The organism is Bacillus cereus group sp. MG20 (assembly GCF_040459885.1).
Classification (GTDB): domain Bacteria; phylum Bacillota; class Bacilli; order Bacillales; family Bacillaceae_G; genus Bacillus_A; species Bacillus_A cereus.
Genome location: NZ_JARVHF010000001.1, coordinates 4942057 through 4957009, shown reverse-complemented (window position 1 = coordinate 4957009; position 14953 = coordinate 4942057). Strand labels below are relative to the sequence as shown.

Here is a 14953-nt window from a genome sequence, read left to right as displayed (position 1 = left end):
CATTTACTTGAAGTGGTTTTTATTTTTTCTAAAAAAGGAGAATAAAGATGGAGACAGTAAGTAAAGTATTAGAACAACTAAATCAATACGTGTGGGGATTACCAACTTTGTTGCTACTCGTTGGAACTGGTGTCATTCTCACAGTGCGTTTGAAAGGTTTACAGTTTAGTAAACTATTATACGCTCACAAACTAGCGTTTAAAAAATCAGAAGACACTTCTTCTTCTGGAGATATTAGTCACTTCCAAGCACTTATGACAGCTATGGCCGCAACGATTGGTATGGGAAATATAGCCGGTGTTGCAACAGCTGTTACTATAGGTGGACCTGGTGCAATATTTTGGATGTGGATTACCGCATTGTTCGGTATGGCAACAAAGTATGCTGAAGCAATACTTGCAGTGAAATACCGTGTTAGTAATGAAAATGGTGAATATTCAGGTGGGCCAATGTATTATTTAGAACGTGGTTTGGGTAAGAAATGGCTAGCAGTATTATTCGCTATATTCGGTACAACTGCTTCTTTCGGTATTGGTAATATGGTGCAATCTAATTCAGTTGCAGAGGCAATGCGAATTAATTTCTCTTTCCCTCCTGCTTTAACTGGTATACTAATGGCATTTTTAATCGCAATTGTTATTTTAGGCGGTGTAAAAAAAATCGGGAAAGTGACGGGATATGTCGTTCCTATTAAAGCTTTCTTTTATATAATTGCTGGTCTTATAATTATTTTCTATCACTACGACCAAATTCCTGAAGCATTTTCACTTATTTTTTCTGGTGCATTTAATGGTACAGCAGCTGCTGGTGGTTTTATTGGGGCAACAGTTGCATCAGCTATTCAAATCGGAATGGCGCGTGGTGTATTTGCGAATGAAGCTGGTTTAGGGAGTGCACCAATTGCGGCGGCGGCTGCAAAAACTGATTCACCTGCAAAGCAAGCTTTAGTTTCAATGACTGGTACTTTTCTAGATACGTTTATTGTATGTACAATTACAGGACTAGTATTAATTACTACAGGTGCTTGGAAATCTGGTAAAACTGGTGTTGAAGCTACAACACTTGCATTCCAATCTGTATTTGGTACTGCTGGTAGTATGATTCTCGGTATCGCAATTATTTTATTTGCCTACTCTACTATTTTAGGCTGGTCGTATTATGGAGAAAAATGTGTAGCTTATTTATTCGGAGAAAGTGCTGTTAAATATTATAAAGCAATCTTTATTTTCATGATTGCAATTGGTGCTAATTTAAAGCTAGGAATCGTATGGACATTTGCTGATATTGCAAATGGACTTATGGCCATTCCAAACTTAATTGGTCTAATTGGATTAAGTAGTATTGTTGTTGCTGAAACGAATCGCTTTTTACAAGCAGAGAAATTGAAAGAAAATAATAAAAAACAGGCAAGTTAATCTATGAAAAAAGGAATGACTCATACATGATGAGCATTCCTTTTTTCATCCCCTCTTTTACTTAATTACTATCATTAAAAATATATTTATATCAATGTTTACTCCTTTTTATTCCTCCAAAAGTTTTTCACATAAATGTCATAAATCGTATGGTCTAACTATATAGTTGAAAAGGAATGCGACATTAAAGTGTCGCTGAAAAACTCATCCAAGAAAAGGGAGGAAAAATCTTTTGAAAAACAAAATCATTGTTTTCCTATCTGTTTTATCATTTATTATTGGTGGTTTCTTCTTTAACACGAATACTTCAAGTGCTGAAACATCATCTACTGATTACGTTCCTAACCAATTAATCGTTAAGTTCAAACAAAATACATCTTTAAGTAATGTGCAATCTTTTCATAAATCTGTCGGAGCTAATGTCTTATCTAAAGATGATAAGTTAGGTTTTGAAGTCGTACAATTTTCAAAAGGTACTGTAAAAGAAAAAATAAAGAGTTATAAAAATAATCCAGATGTGGAATATGCAGAACCGAATTATTACGTTCACGCCTTTTGGACTCCAAACGACCCATATTTTAATAATCAATATGGATTACAAAAGATTCAAGCTCCACAAGCTTGGGATAGCCAACGAAGTGATCCTGGTGTAAAAGTAGCTATTATTGATACAGGAGTTCAAGGCTCACACCCTGATTTGGCTTCGAAAGTAATTTACGGGCATGACTATGTTGATAACGACAATACATCTGATGATGGTAATGGTCATGGTACACATTGCGCTGGAATTACTGGAGCACTTACGAATAACAGCGTCGGAATTGCTGGTGTTGCCCCACAAACTTCAATTTATGCTGTCCGCGTATTAGATAATCAAGGAAGTGGTACTCTTGATGCTGTAGCGCAAGGTATTCGAGAAGCTGCTGATTCGGGTGCAAAAGTAATTAGTTTAAGTTTAGGAGCTCCAAATGGTGGTACTGCATTACAACAAGCCGTTCAATATGCATGGAATAAAGGCTCTGTTATAGTTGCAGCTGCTGGAAATGCTGGAAATACAAAAGCTAATTACCCTGCTTATTACAGCGAAGTAATTGCAGTTGCTTCTACAGATCAATCAGATAGAAAATCTTCATTCTCTACTTATGGTAGCTGGGTAGATGTTGCAGCACCAGGTTCAAATATATATTCCACATATAAAGGAAGTACGTATCAATCATTAAGTGGTACATCTATGGCAACACCTCATGTTGCAGGAGTCGCTGCCCTTTTAGCAAATCAAGGATATAGCAATACACAAATCCGCCAAATTATTGAGTCAACTTCTGATAAAATTAGTGGTACAGGTACGTACTGGAAAAATGGTAGAGTCAATGCATTTAAGGCTGTACAATACGCTAAGCAATTACAAGAAAATAAAGCTTCTTAAGAAAACTTTAATCAGTCGATCTACCATGAATGCGGAATAAAATAGAAGGAGAGACTTCTATAATTAAAGCCTCTCCTTCTTACAAACTATATTACTCTCCCTGCTTTTTAACCATATGTAAATACAGTACAAAATCCATCATTGTCGACGAATGACCAAGTTGACGGATCATCGCTGTTATATTTCCTCTATGATATGTACCATGATTTACGACATGTTGCACTAATTCTAAAATCGAAGTTTCTAATGCCCCTGCATATGGGTTCTCAATAACAAATACAGCATTCACATCTTGTATTGTAATTAAAAAGTCTTTATATTGATTTGCCATGTTTTCAAACATTTTTTCTAATTCATGTAACGATTTAGTTTCAATTTGTTTTCGTAAATCTTCTCGGTCTTGTATTGCTTCATTCATACTTTTACCATGCAATATGTGTAACCACACTTGATCTGTAATATAAATATGCACAAAAGTATCCTTAATGGATGGGAATACACTCTGTATCTGCTCCTTAAAAATTGTCTCATAGTTTGGTAACTCTTTTAATCGATCGAATAATCTAGTATTAGCCCAAGCATGGTAATCAAACTGCTTTAATATATAATCTTTCAATTTATATTACCTCCCTATTGTATGAAACGAATAATTTGTTTCTTCGTTTCCGATTCTCTATCAACCTTTGCAATCCCTTTTTCTTTCATTTCATGCTTATTTATCGTTTTATATTTTACATACGTATAAAATTCCGTTTGAAATGGAAATGGTGTAATCCGAATTGTTTCCTCGTCCACCCATTCAGCTTGAATAAGTTTCTCATCCTTACTATTAAACATTTCTGTTCCTTCAAAACCATCTTTAAATAAATCAATTTCATCTTTCTTTTTTACACCAGGCTTATTCATACATACGTATAAAGAAAGTTCATCACAAAACTTTAATAATCTATAATGTTTATCAAACATCGCAAACTGTTCCTTTGTTAACGTTTTTAAAATTCTTTTTTGTCGTTCTAATTCATGTTTATAAAATGACATCATCTCTTCATCTTCCTCGTTTAGTGGAAATGATAAAAAATGTTTACTGCAAAGCAATGCCCCGTATGGATTAGAATTTTCAATTTCTTTCAAACCAATCGTATAAAAAACAAAACGTAATGGGCTTGGACAATCCATAAATGTATATGGGATATTTTTAGCATCATTTAAAATTGGTACTTTATCTAGCTCTATCCATCCTCTGTCATGCTCATATATTGCATCAACTGTTTCTTTTAAATATGTTTTACTTTCAAAAAAGTCTTCTTTTATATGTTTTGCAATCTCTCCAGCTAAAAAACCATGATCATGTTGACGAATTAATATACTTTCCTTCTCATTTTTTTCACGAAAAATCATTCATATACTCCCCCTCATCCTCATATTAAAGCTTTTTATATGCATCGATTCTTAATTAATCCCTAAATAATAGAAGGGATTCAGTCTCTTGCAACGAAATTAACATAATTATATAGTATTCTATCTAATCATAGTGATAGCTTTATCTTTACTATCTATTATACTAAAACATTCATTCCAAAAATTTTTTTATGAGGTGAAAACATGAACAAAACAGAATTAATTAAAAACGTAGCTCAATCAGCTGATATTTCTCAAAAGGACGCTTCTGCAGCTGTACAATCCGTATTTGACACAATTGCTAATGCATTACAATCTGGCGATAAAGTTCAACTAATCGGTTTTGGAACTTTTGAAGTGCGCGAAAGATCTGCTCGTACAGGACGTAATCCGCAAACTGGCGAAGAAATTCAAATCGCCGCTGGTAAAGTTCCTGCATTTAAAGCAGGTAAAGAATTAAAAGAAGCTGTTAAATAACCAAGAAACCAGCCATTTTATAGGCTGGTTTCTTGGTTTTATTTAAGCAATTGCTTTATATTCTCTGCATGATACACTTCACAAATATAAAATACACATTTGCAGTTACTTACAATTTGATACTTTCTAGTTGGATACACATTCGCTGTAACAGAACATCCATCAAACAATTCAATAATATTTCCAGATGGCTGATATCCTTCATATAATACGTTTCTTCTTACTTCCATCTTTTCTATAAGCTTTTCAACAGGAATATTTCCACTCTCTAATTCACTCTTTATTGCGTCCGGTAAAAACGAAGTGTCTGCAAAAATTAGATTTTCAGATAACACCTTTCCTTTATAACTAACATTAGATACACGGTAAAGAAATGTTCCATCTTTATCAAAGAAATTCTTTGCTTCTTTCGGAATGTTCTGTCTACCAAGTGCCTCTTGTTCAAGAACATCAAACTGAACTGTATCATTTAAAAGCTTTTCTAAAGCATGAATGGATGATGTATCTCCAGAAAATAAAATATTTTTAATTGCTTGTACGTTATAAGTGAATTCATTCTTTCTATTTTCCGCTACTAACATGAGGAACACCTCTTCTATAATTTTTTTATTTAAGATTTAAAAGTGCTGCCGCGTCTAATTGCGTAATTTCAGTCACTTCCTTACTGAATATTGCAACAGAGGCCCTATAATCTAAACTAGGCCTTACATCTTCCATCATTGTATTACTTGCTAACTCTTGTCTATCCTTAAAAACCAACAAGTTTGGAGGATCATTTGGAGCTGATACTGTAATATGTACTGGCGGAATCATTAGTCCTTCACCTGTCGCTTTCAGCACCGCTTCTTTTCGAGTCCAATATGTTAAAAAACCTTCTATTTTCTGTTCATTTGGTAGTTTCATAACTTGCGCTATTTCAATGTCTGTTAATACACCTTCTGCCATTTTCATAACATCTACATTTGGATTCATTTGTTCTACATCTATGCCAACAGGTGCAGATTTTGTAAATGCAACGACAACCCACTCACCTGAATGTGAAACGGATAATTGCGGCATACCTTCTGGTAATTGTGGTCTACCATGTTGCAATTTACATACTGAGCACATTCGATCAATTGGTACTTGGACTGGTGACATAGAAAGTATCTTACCGAGAACTAATCTACTAATTACGCAACCTATTATAAAACGAGCTCGATCTGCCGAATGATGATACGAATTTGCTTTCTCTCGCTCTATATCATTTAGTAAATTGTAATGCCATGATTGTAAATCTGAAATTCTTGCCCACCATATTTGACAATCATTCTCATTCAAAGTTGGAACAGAATCTACAACTTTACTTTCTATCATGTAAACTCTCCTTTATTCAACGAATATCAATTTTCATAAAAAAGCATACGTATATTGTTATTCATTGACGAGTGCTTTCTCTTTTTTTGATACAGATAATGTTTTTTCTTTCTTATTTGACATTACCTCTTTATCGGAAATACGTAAAGAAAATAGTAGTGCTATGAGCAAAAATATTGCTGATCCAATTAATGCTGCTTGATATGGTAAAAAATTAGATTGAACGTTATTACTTCCAAAACCAGCTAGTATACTAGCTAAAACAGCTACTCCTATCGCTGAACCTAATCGATTTTGCACATTAAATATAGTAGTCGCTCTCCCCATGGAAGGCGGCGTGATATTGTTAAAGGCAGAAAATTGCACCGCACCGACAGATTGACCTAAGAAAATACCGATACCAAACAATAATGCCCGAATTTGCCACGGATTCGTATCGTGATTTACAAAACTTAATAAAACAAAGATAATCGCCGTACAAATTAATCCTATAGAAATTACCTTTCGAGCTCCTAATTTCTTATATGACCATGGCACAATTTGTGAAGAAATCATTAATCCAATCGCCTCTGGAAATGTCGTAAGTCCTGATTCCAGCGCGGAAACTCCTATCACATTTTGATACATAAGTGGAAAAACAAATAACATTCCTAGTAAACCAGCTGATGAAAATAATGATATAAGGCTCATCTTTCTAAAGACTGGTTCTTTTAATAAGCGTAAATCTAACATCGGTTGCTTTACTTTCAGTTCTACGATTATAAACAATGTAATGAATACAACCCCAGCTATCCCAGTACTCATAATTTCTGGAGAAATCCACCCTTTTGATGGTCCCTGGCTGAGTGCATATATGAGCATCGCAAATCCTGGTGCTGATAAAATAAAGCCGAGAGAATCAAAGCGACCAGCTGATTTTTCAACATGCTCTGCTAAAAATAGAAGTCCAAAGAGCAATGCAACGATTCCAAACGGTAGATTAATATAAAATGCCCAACGCCAAGACATTTGATCTACAAAGAAACCACCGATGATAGGACCAATTGCTGGTGCTACAGCAATTGGAAGTATAATGAACCGAGAAATCTTCGGTCTTTCCTCTGGTGAAAATGTTCGAAATAACATTGCCATTCCAACCGGTGTTAAAAGCCCTCCACCAGCACCTTGAATAATACGGAAAATATTCAATGAAGTAATATCGTTAGCCATTCCGCATAAAGCAGAGGCAATTGTAAATACGAAAAGAGCAATTAAAAACACTCTTTTCGTACCAAATCGATCTCCTAACCAACCAGAAATCGGAAGGAAAACAGCTAAACTAACTAAATACCCAACATTAACCGTCCCCATTGCAGATGGAGTTACTTGTAGTTCTTTACTTATCGTTTGTAGTGCTACATTTACAATCGTTGCGTCCATCGCAGCCATAAACATCGCAGTTATATAAACGATACTTACGACTACTTTTGGATTTAGTTTTGCTTTCATTATCGTTTTCCTGCTAATGTTTTTTCACGAACTTGATTACTTTTTGGATTCAAATCTTTCCAGTTATATTCAACATATTCTAAGCAGCTCTGCCTACTAGCTTCTTCATATACGACATTCCAGCCAATAGGTACATCGAGAAAAGCAGGCCAGAGAGAATACTGGCCCTCCTCATTTATTAATACTTTATATGTGTAATTATCATTTTCAAATGGATTCGTCATACTCTACTTACCCCTTTCTTATTCTGCAAATATTTCGCTAATACTTGTCCAATTTCCGTAAGCGGACCTGGCTGACATAGATCTTTATGTCTACAATCAATATCGTGCTGCACAATTTGCCCGTCTAAATAATTTAGCCACGTATTTGGAGAAATAGGATCAAACCAGTCTGGTATAACAGTAGATCTAAAGAATAAGATATCTCCATTATAAACTTTCGGTACATATTTCCCTAACAACCCTACTGAATTTACATATGTTTCTTTCAAGTTCAATATAGTCTCTTCTTCAAGACTTGCTAATGCACTTCCATCTTTACGAAGGATTTCAACTGCACTTTCCATTGTAAGTGGTTTACCATCCATGTTATCTGGGTCATATCCGCCTAAAGCAAGTAATGCGATTAACGCTTCCTCTTCAGTAGGCGCTTCCGTATTCGGTAAGAAGTGTCCAGGGTAAGAATCAAGCATAACGAGTAATTCTACTTCTTCCCCTTCATTTTGTAATTGCGCCGCCATTGCATGCACAACATTTCCTCCAAGCGACCAACCTAATAAACGATATGGTCCATGAGGCTGTACTTCACGAACGTGTTTCAAGTAATCCGCCGCCATCTCCTCTAAACTTTTTGGAAGTTCTTCATTTTTAGCAATACCACGTGCTTGTACACCATAGATTGGATAATCTGTTCCTAAAGATTTCATAAGTCCTGCATAGCACCAACTTAATCCACCTGCTGGATGTACACAAAATAGTGGTAATTGATCCCCGCTTGCTCGTAATGGAAGCAACACATCAAGTGCACTTTGACCATTCCCCATCTCAAGTCTTTCAGCTAACCCTGCAACAGTCGGTGCTGCAAATAAAGTACCAATGTTTAGTTCCACTCCAAGCGCCTCTTTAATGCGGCTCATAAGCTGTACTGCAAGGAGTGAATGGCCACCAAGATCAAAGAATCCGTCATCAATTCCAATTTGAGGTACACTTAGCACTTCTGTAAACAAGTCACATAACATTTCTTCTTGCGGTGTTCTTGGACCACGACTAGAAGATGATGCGATAAATTCTGGAGCTGGCAATGCCTTTCTATCTAATTTACCGTTTGGAGTTAAAGGTAACTCATTTACTACTACAAAAGCGTATGGAACCATATAATCTGGTAAACTACCACTAGCAAACTGACGCATTTCATTCGTATCAATCGCTTCATTATTTGATGCAACGATATAAGAAACTAACCGTTTATCCCCTGGTTGATCTTCCCGTACAATAACGGCTACTTGCTCAACTTTAGGGTGCTTCATTATGACTGCTTCTATTTCTCCTAATTCAATTCGGAATCCACGAATTTTTATTTGATGATCTGCACGTCCTATATAATCTAGCGTCCCATCTTTACGCCAGCGAGCTAAGTCTCCTGTACGATACATTCTTGTACCTGGCTTTCCAAATGGATCTGCGATAAAGCGTTCAGCCGTTAATCCTGCTCTTCCTAAATATCCACGCGCAAGCCCTGCACCTGCAACATACATTTCTCCAACTACTCCAGGTGGCACTGGTTGTAAATAGTTGTCTAACACATACACTTTAAGGTCAGGTATACTGCACCCAATTAAACTATTTGCTCGTAAAGAGACGATAGTTTCATCTAATTCAATATAACTAACATGTACTGTCGTCTCCGTAATACCGTACATATTAATAAGCTTTGGTGCGTTATGAGGATGTCGACTATACCAATCTTCTAAGCGACTTAGCTCAAGTGCTTCTCCTCCAAAAACAACATATCGTAAAGATAATTTTTGGCCAATCTCTTCATTTTCACGATCTGCTTGCATCAATTGATAGAACGCTGATGGAGTTTGGTTTAAAACCGTAACCTTTTCTTTAACAAGAAGCTGTAAAAATTCTTTCGGTGAGCGACTTACAGTATGTGGAACTACAACTAAACGCCCTCCGTATAATAAAGGTCCCCAAATTTCCCAAACCGAGAAATCAAAAGCGTATGAATGGAACATCGTCCAAACATCGTTTCCGTCAAACTGGAACCAATGATCAGTTGCTCCTAAAAGTCTTACTACATTTTGATGAGGTATCATAACGCCTTTCGGTCTACCCGTTGAGCCTGACGTATAAATAACGTAAGCAATATGTGATGGAGATAATGGCTTAATTCGTTCCACTTCATCAATATTGTCATCACTATATTTCTCAACTTCTGCTATTACTTTCACATCATCAACTAAAACTTTTAGTGTCTCATCACATTCAATTTCCACTTCTGAATTCGTTAAAACACATGATGGTTTCGCATCGTGTAGCATAAATGAAATGCGGTCTGCTGGGTAATCTGGATCTAACGGAAGGTATCCAGCACCAGCTTTAAGAACAGCTAATAAGCTTACAACCATGTTTAATGATCTTGGCATCGCTAAAGCAACGAGTTGATCAGGACCAATCCCTTTTGCTATTAGGAATCGAGCAATTTTATTTGCTTTTCTATTTAACTCTTCATAAGTTAATTTCTTATTTTCAAAGACAACAGCTATAGAATTTGCATTTATATGAGCCTGCTTTTCAAACAATTGTAGCAATGTCATTTCTGGTGCAATTTGAAAACCACCATTCCACTTTTCTAACACTGTATTTTTCTCTGCTACAGTTAATATTTCTAATCTGCCAATTGATTGATCCGGATTTGTAGCTGCATCATCTAATAACAAAATGAATCGTTCTATTAGTTTTTGAACCGTTTCACGTTTATATAAATCGGTACTAAACTCTAGTAATCCATGTAAACCGTTCGGAGTACCATCAACCTCGTTACTCTCACTAATTTCAAATGTTAAATCAAATTTTGCAGAACCAACGCTTTGAATTTCAAGGCTCGCTTCTAAACCTGGTACATGAAACGTTGCTTCTGGTGTATTTTGAAAAGCTAACATAACTTGAAACAACGGGTGGCTGTTTCGAGTACGTACTGGATTTAACACTTCAACAAGCCTTTCAAATGGAACATCTTGATTTTCATAAGCTGCAAGATTTACCTGCTTCACTCTATTTAATAATTCTTTAAAACTTGGATCTCCTGACGTATTTGTACGTAACACTAATGTATTTACAAATAAACCAACAATATCTGAAAGTACATCATCATTTCTTCCAGCAATCGGACTTCCAATTGGTATATCAGTGCCTGCACCTAATCTTGTAAATAGTGCACTAAGCCCTGCTTGCAATACCATAAACAAACTAACTCCATTTTTACGTGCAAGCTCTACTAACCTACTATGCATACCTTCATCTATATGAAAATGAATTGTTTCCCCGCGGTAACTCGTCTCAATTGGACGCTGGAAATCTGTAGGTAACTCCATTTGGTCTGGTAAACCTTTAAGTTCTTCTTTCCAAAAATCTAATTGTGTTGAAATAAGACTCTCTGGTGTCGTTTCATCACCTAGCAATTGCTGTTGCCAAAGTGCATAATCTGCGTATTGAACTGGTAGTGTCTCCAGCTGAACTCTGTCACCTTGACATCGTGCTTTATACGCCGCTGTAAAATCTCTCGTTAACGGCTGTAATGACCAGCCATCACCTACAATATGATGCAATAGAATTAATAATACATGTTCGGTTTCACTCACTGTAAAAAGTTGCAAACGAACTGCCGGCTCAATATCGAGGTTAAAACTATATCTTACCGCCTTTGAAAGTACACTTTCTAATTCATCTTTACATGTATTAGTTATTACCATTTCTAGATTTAAGTTTTCCATATCTAAAATTTTCTGATAGGAACTACCTAATACGTTAGGGAAAATTGTTCTAAGTGTTTCATGTTTCTCAACTACATCATAAAAAGCACCTTGTAATGCTTCCCGATTCAATATTCCATTCATACGAATGACTAGCGGAATATTATAAGTAGGACTTGGACCTTCTAAACAATTTAAGAACCATAACCTGCGCTGTGCAAATGAAAGTGGAATTTCATTTGGCCTACTTGCTTTCTGAATAGCTGGTCTTGCACTTTTTGCATGGTTTAATTGTTTCGCCAGTTCGGCAACAGTTGGTGATTCAAATAGTTTCCCGATTCCTAATTCCACACTTAACGTTTCACGAATTCTTGCCATTAAACGAGATGCGAGAAGTGAATGTCCACCCATTTCAAAGAAATTATCATCAATGCTAATTCGAGAAACACCTAGTACTTCTGCAAATAAATCACATAATATTTCTTCTTTCGGATTTCTAGCAACTCTCTCATTGTTCATTCCATTAAAATCAGGAGCAGGTAATTTCTTTCTGTCAACCTTACCATTTGGCGTTAATGGTAATTCTTCTAGCACAACAAATGCCGATGGTATCATATAATTCGCTAAACTTTCTGAAACATAAGAACGAATTTCTGAAAGATTAATCGGTTCCTTTTCTTCTGCAACGATATACGCAATGATGCGTTTATCATTTGGACGATCTTCTCGTACCATTACTACCGCTTGTTGAATATTTTCATGTCGTTGTAATACCGTTTCAATTTCAGCTAATTCAATTCGGAATCCACGAATTTTAATTTGATGATCTGCGCGACTAATGTACTCTAACGCACCATCACTACGCCATTTCACAAGATCTCCTGTACGGTACATGCGCTTCCCTGATTCTCCATAAGGATTTGCAACAAACCGTTCAGCTGTTAACTCAGGTTTTCCTAAATATCCGCTTGCAAGTCCTTCCCCTGCAATATATAATTCACCAATAATTCCAGGTGGAACTGGTTGTAGCCCTGCATCCAATACATACACTTCTGTATTGCAAATTGGCTTTCCAATAGGTGGTATACCCTTTTCACCTTCATCAATGTTCATGAAAGTAGACCAAATCGTCGTTTCAGTTGGTCCATATAAATTAGTTATTGAACAACCTAATTCTTTTAATTTATTTGCTAAATGCGCTGGGAGAGCTTCACCACCAACAAGTATATTTAGCCCTTGTAGCTTCTCTGGATAATCAGTTACTAACGCCTGCCAAAGCGTCGGTGTAGCCTGCATAATTGTCACTCTTTCTTCTTGTAAAAGTGTCGTTAATGCTGATGGCTCTTGTATGTCTTCTTTTTGCGCAATTGTTAAACTTGCACCACTAATAAGAGGTAAATAAATTTCTAGAGCAGAAATATCAAACGCAAACGTTGTAACTGCTAATAAATGATCATTTTCATTTAATGAAAACTTTTGCTGCATAGCCATTAAAAAGTTACTTAAACCTCTCATAGGAACAATTACACCTTTTGGGTTTCCTGTTGAGCCTGAAGTATATATTGTATAGGCTGGGTTTAAAAGTGATACATCATTCTTACATGCTATATTCATACGAGAATATGTATGTAACGCTAGTTTCGTTTCTTCGTCATCTAATACAATTTTTTTCATATCCTTTTCTATAACTAACTTAGATGAAACAGATGAATGTGTTATGATACAAACTGGTTTTGCATCATTTACTATATAATTAACTCTTTCTGCTGGGTATTCTGGATCTATTGGTAAATACGCTGCACCAGCCTTTAAGACTGCTAGCATACTAACTACCATTTCTATTGATCTAGGGAATACTAAAGCTACAAACTGATTTGGTCGTATTCCTTCTTCTACTAAATAATGTGCTAGTTCATTCGCTCGTTCATTTAGCTCTTTATACGTAAGGATTACACCGTCACAAGTAATCGCTAGTTTATTTGGATTTTTTTGCACTTGTTTTTCAAATGATATAGGTAAACTGATTAACTCATCGTCTTCCTTCGTTTCATTCCATTCCAATAAAACTTTATGATTTTCTTCAGGCAGAGTAATGTTTATTTTTCCAATCGGCTCGTTTTTCTCATAATTATTTATTACTAATTCAAATAGATTCATAAATCTTTCTTTATGCAATGCTAGCTCTGCGCCATTATATACTTCGGGATTCGCATCAAAATGAATCATTAGCTCATTTTGATCAAAACGTTTATATACATTTATCGATAAATCATCTACAGGTCCTGCTGATAAGTTATGCGTAATACCACGATTTCCAGCAAAATTAAGCCCGTAATCAAAAGGCATAACATTCACTAACGGTCCAAACAACCTTTGATTTTCACCTAGTAACTTTAAGTCTCTTCTTAATTCCTCATGACGGTATTTATAATGGCGACGTACATCTCGGATTTCTTTAGAAACTTGCTGCAATAATTCCGCAAGAGTTATATTTGGAGTTACTGTAATACGAAGTGGAACTAAATTCATTACCATACTTGGTGTATGAATAGATACAGAACCTAGACGTCCCATCATCGGTAAACCTAAAACAATATCATTTTCACCTGTTAATTTATGCATATAAATACTTGTTACAGCCACAATGAATTCCGGCCAACTTGTTAACGAAATATTGATATCTTCTAGTAAAGTTTTCGTGCTAGAACTAGATAAATAAGCTGTTTCTCGTGAAAATCCATTTGATGTTCTCGGTGCTCGTTCTGCCAAACTTACAACTTCTGGGGCATCTGCAAACTTTTCTAACCAAAAAGTACGATTTTCCTGAAATTGTTTAGACTCACGATACTCGATATCTTCTTGCACGACTTTTGCAAGAGAACCAAATGGCTTTTCACTCTTGTTTGTTTCTTCTATAAGTGATGTATACTCATTCGCTACCTTTTGGCTAAGAAGTGAAAATCCATAGCCATCCATCACAATGTGATGGATGCGCTGATACCAAAAGAAACGATTATTTTCAACTTGAATAAGTGCTTCAGTAAATAATGTATCTTTTTTCAAATTGACTGGTATAGATAAATCATTTTTCATCCATACTTTAGCAGCTTCTTCTGGGTTTTCTTCTTTACGAACGTCAATAAAATGCATATGAAACTGTAATTCTTCAACAACTTGCCATGGGCCAATTTCATCCTCTTCGAAGCGGACGTGAAGTGCCTCTGCTTCCCTTACAACTTTACGTACAGCTAATTCAAAAATGTCTTGATAAATATTTCCGTTTATTTCTACATATTCCCCAGTATTATATATCGGATTAAGCGGATCTAATTGTTGCGCAAACCACATACCAGACTGCGCAGATGATAACGAATGACGAATCTTTTGACTGTTAGGCATTCTTTACTACCCCTT

General features: G+C 35.8%; 10 protein-coding genes. 3 read left to right on the top strand and 7 right to left on the bottom strand.

The genetic code is table 11. From position 1 onward, the window contains the following. Positions 1-47 precede the first annotated feature (47 nt). Together QCI81_RS25490 and QCI81_RS25485 are read left to right on the top strand one after the other, a co-directional pair. The gene (locus QCI81_RS25490) at positions 48-1415 is read left to right on the top strand and encodes an alanine/glycine:cation symporter family protein (RefSeq protein WP_071730145.1); all 1368 of its coding nucleotides are present in this window, start codon (positions 48-50) and stop codon (positions 1413-1415) included. 232 nt (positions 1416-1647) lie between these two features. Next, complete coding sequence (locus QCI81_RS25485) at positions 1648-2841, top strand: S8 family peptidase (protein WP_065483475.1); 1194 nt, start codon at positions 1648-1650, stop codon at positions 2839-2841. A gap of 91 nt (positions 2842-2932) precedes the next feature. Here QCI81_RS25485 and QCI81_RS25480 read toward each other — a convergent pair whose 3' ends face one another. Next, on the bottom strand, positions 2933-3457 hold the full coding sequence (locus QCI81_RS25480) for a DinB family protein (RefSeq protein WP_023521877.1): 525 nt from the start codon (positions 3455-3457) through the stop codon (positions 2933-2935). A 14-nt stretch (positions 3458-3471) separates the two neighbouring features. After that, a complete protein-coding gene (locus tag QCI81_RS25475; RefSeq protein WP_071730143.1) occupies positions 3472-4239 on the bottom strand; it encodes a DUF3891 family protein in 768 nt (255 codons plus the stop codon). Between the two features lie 204 nt (positions 4240-4443). On the opposite strand from QCI81_RS25475, the gene QCI81_RS25470 reads away from it, so the two are divergent. Beyond that, positions 4444-4716, top strand: a complete 273-nt coding sequence (locus QCI81_RS25470; protein ID WP_001043905.1) for an HU family DNA-binding protein — start codon at positions 4444-4446, stop codon at positions 4714-4716. A 38-nt stretch (positions 4717-4754) separates the two neighbouring features. Here the strand turns inward: QCI81_RS25470 and QCI81_RS25465 are convergent, their stop codons facing one another. The 5 genes from QCI81_RS25465 to QCI81_RS25445 are packed head-to-tail and all read right to left on the bottom strand — an operon-like array spanning position 4755 to position 14938. Then, entirely contained in the window at positions 4755-5297 is a 543-nt protein-coding gene (locus QCI81_RS25465; protein WP_053564558.1) for a hypothetical protein, read from the bottom strand. Between the two features lie 25 nt (positions 5298-5322). After that, positions 5323-6072, bottom strand: coding sequence for a 4'-phosphopantetheinyl transferase Sfp (gene sfp, locus QCI81_RS25460; RefSeq protein WP_063547185.1), 750 nt, complete (start codon positions 6070-6072; stop codon positions 5323-5325). Positions 6073-6129: 57 nt separating this feature from the next. Continuing rightward, on the bottom strand, positions 6130-7560 hold the full coding sequence (locus QCI81_RS25455; RefSeq protein ID WP_071730141.1) for an MDR family MFS transporter: 1431 nt from the start codon (positions 7558-7560) through the stop codon (positions 6130-6132). After that, the gene (locus tag QCI81_RS25450; protein WP_000184057.1) at positions 7560-7784 is read right to left on the bottom strand and encodes an MbtH family protein; all 225 of its coding nucleotides are present in this window, start codon (positions 7782-7784) and stop codon (positions 7560-7562) included. The genes QCI81_RS25455 and QCI81_RS25450 overlap by 1 nt, the downstream gene beginning before the upstream one ends. Continuing rightward, on the bottom strand, positions 7781-14938 hold the full coding sequence (locus QCI81_RS25445; RefSeq protein ID WP_098356003.1) for an amino acid adenylation domain-containing protein: 7158 nt from the start codon (positions 14936-14938) through the stop codon (positions 7781-7783). Before QCI81_RS25445 ends, QCI81_RS25450 begins: the two co-directional genes overlap by 4 nt. Positions 14939-14953 lie beyond the last annotated feature (15 nt).

What these genes read in the sequence shown, in the direction of transcription:
- QCI81_RS25490 (WP_071730145.1), top strand. Translation starts at nt 48, where the DNA reads ATGGAGACAGTAAGTAAAGTATTAGAACAACTAAATCAATACGTGTGG.
- QCI81_RS25475 (WP_071730143.1), bottom strand. Translation starts at nt 4,239, where the DNA reads ATGATTTTTCGTGAAAAAAATGAGAAGGAAAGTATATTAATTCGTCAA.
- QCI81_RS25470 (WP_001043905.1), top strand. Translation starts at nt 4,444, where the DNA reads ATGAACAAAACAGAATTAATTAAAAACGTAGCTCAATCAGCTGATATT.
- QCI81_RS25465 (WP_053564558.1), bottom strand. Translation starts at nt 5,297, where the DNA reads ATGTTAGTAGCGGAAAATAGAAAGAATGAATTCACTTATAACGTACAA.
- sfp (WP_063547185.1), bottom strand. Translation starts at nt 6,072, where the DNA reads ATGATAGAAAGTAAAGTTGTAGATTCTGTTCCAACTTTGAATGAGAAT.
- QCI81_RS25455 (WP_071730141.1), bottom strand. Translation starts at nt 7,560, where the DNA reads ATGAAAGCAAAACTAAATCCAAAAGTAGTCGTAAGTATCGTTTATATA.
- QCI81_RS25450 (WP_000184057.1), bottom strand. Translation starts at nt 7,784, where the DNA reads ATGACGAATCCATTTGAAAATGATAATTACACATATAAAGTATTAATA.
- QCI81_RS25445 (WP_098356003.1), bottom strand. Translation starts at nt 14,938, where the DNA reads ATGCCTAACAGTCAAAAGATTCGTCATTCGTTATCATCTGCGCAGTCT.